The organism is Streptomyces chilikensis, from assembly GCF_001642695.1.
Lineage (GTDB): Bacteria > Actinomycetota > Actinomycetes > Streptomycetales > Streptomycetaceae > Streptomyces > Streptomyces chilikensis.
In genome coordinates, this window is record NZ_LWCC02000005.1 from 726,608 (window position 1) to 728,864 (window position 2,257).

Consider the following 2,257-nt stretch of genomic DNA (forward strand, 5'->3'; position numbering starts at 1 on the left):
CCCGCGTCGGCCCCTCGAACTCGCGGCCGGGCGCGCACAGGTCGGTCCAGCGGCCGGGCGGCAGGAGCAGCACGGTGTCCCGCCAGCCGCCCGACTCCTCGAGGCGCAGCGACAGGCGGGTGACGGCGGTCAGCACCCGGCCGGAGCGGGTGAAGGCCAGGCAGTGCCCGGCCGCGGGCCCCTCGGCGGGCACCGGGCGGTAGGAGGCGCCGGCGCCGAAGAGTTCGGGCCGTCGCCGACGCAGGGTGAGGGCGGCGGCGGTGAGCATGCCCTTCGTCCCCGGATCGGGGTGGGGGAACGTGGCGGGGGGACGGTTGTCGGGGTCGACCAGTGCCCGGTACTCGCCCTCGCTGCCCTGGTAGACGTCCGGGACGCCGGGCATGGTCAGGTGCAGCAGCGCCGCGGCCAGCACGTTGGCGCGGACGTGCGGCTCGAGCGCCTTCCGCAGCGCGGTCACCCGCTCGCCGGGCGTTCCGCACAGGGCCGCGGTGACGAAGGTGGTCACCGTCTCCTCGTAGCGGGCGTCCTGCTCGGTCCAGGTGGTGTGCAGGCCGCTTTCGCGCGCGTGCTTGAGCAGCGCGCCGGTCAGCCGTTCCCCGGAGGGGTCGCCGAGCCCGAACAGCGTCTGCCAGCCCGCCCAGGCCAGCTGCCGGTCGGGGCCGCCGCCCGCCGTGCCCGCCCCGCTCGCCGAGGCCGCCTCCTCGACCGTCTCCGCCCAGCGGTCCGGGCACTGGGACAGCACCGCGATCGCCGCCCGCACGTCGGCGCTGCGCTTGGTGTCGTGGGTGGAGAGCACCGTGCCGGTCAGCGGGCGCTCCCGCTGGGTGCGCGCGCACCAGGCGTGGAACTCCTCGGGCTCCAGCGCGGGCCGGCCGGGGGAGCCGCCGACCTCGTTGGCCGAGAGCAGCGGCACGTACCGGTAGAAGGCGTTGTCCTCCACCGACTTGGCGCGCAGTGCCGACGAGGTCTGGGCGAAGCGGGTGCAGAGCTCGACCTGCTCGGGCCACTCGCCGTACCGGCCGCAGAGCAGGCCGCGGACCACGTCGACCGCCTCGGCCTCCTCGGGCACCGTGAACGCCGCGCGTGCCTCGGCGGCGGCCCGCTCGGTGAGCACCGCCGCCGCGTCCCGCGGGGTGTAGGGGCGGTACACCTCCATCCGCACCAGCAGCTCGCGCAGCGCGGTGCGCAGCGCCCACGGCGCGCGGTCGCGCAGCGCGGCGTCCGGGGAGGCGGCGCAGGCCCCGGCCGCCGCCCGGGTCAGCCGCGCCATCTCCGAGGCGAGCTCGTGGTCGACCACCCGCTCGGCGCTGCGGTGCCGGGTGGCCTCCCAGTCGCCGCCGAGGTCGCCGGGAGGCGCGGCGTACCGCCGGAAGCGGTCCAGCAGGCCGCGGGCGCCCTCCGGGTCGGTGAGGACCGCGTCCAGGCGGCGCAGGGCGTCGTAGCCGGTGGTGCCGGCGACCGGCCAGGACTCCGGGAGGCGTTCGTCCTCGGCGAGGATCTTCTCCACCACGGTCCAGCGGCCGCCGGTCGCCTTCTCCAGCCGCCGCAGGTAGGCGCCGGGGTCGGCCAGGCCGTCGGGGTGGTCGATGCGCAGGCCGTCGACCACGCCCCCGTCGAGCAGCTCCAGGATCTTGCCGTGGGTGGCGTCGAAGACCTCAGGATCCTCCACCCGGACGCCGATCAGCTCGGAGACGGTGAAGAAGCGCCGGTGGGCGAGCTCGGTGCGGGCCAGCCGCCACCAGCCGAGGCGGTACCACTGGGCGTCCAGCAGCTCGGGCAGCGGCAGCTCCCCGGTGCCGGCGCGGAGCGGGAAGGCGTGGTCGTGGTAGCGCAGCACCTCCCCGTCGACCCGCAGGTGGGGGAGTTCGGTTCCCAGCGGGCCGCCGAGGACCGGCAGGAGCATCCGGCCGCCGCCGGCCTCCCAGTCGATGTCGAACCAGGAGGCGTAGGGGGAGCCGGGCCCCTTGCGCAGCACCTCCCACAGCGGTCGGTTGTGCCGGGGGGCCATCGCCATGTGGTTCGGCACGATGTCGACGACCAGTCCCAGCCCCAGGGCGCGGGCGGCGCGGGAGAGGGAGCGCAGTCCCTCCTCCCCGCCCAGCTCCTCGCGGACCCGGGCCGGGTCGGTCACGTCGTAGCCGTGCGTGGAGCCGGGGACGGCCTCCAGGACCGGCGAGAGGTGGAGGTGGGAGACGCCGAGGGCGGCGAGGTGGGGTACGGCGGCCTCGGCCGCCGCGAAGGGGAAGCCGGGCGGCAG

General features: G+C 76.7%; 1 protein-coding gene. It reads right to left on the reverse strand.

The genetic code is table 11. The annotated features are described in order from the left end of the window. Positions 1 to 2,257 (reverse strand): malto-oligosyltrehalose synthase (treY, locus tag A2U95_RS03345; protein WP_420856955.1); only part of this gene is annotated, 2,257 nt, incomplete at both ends.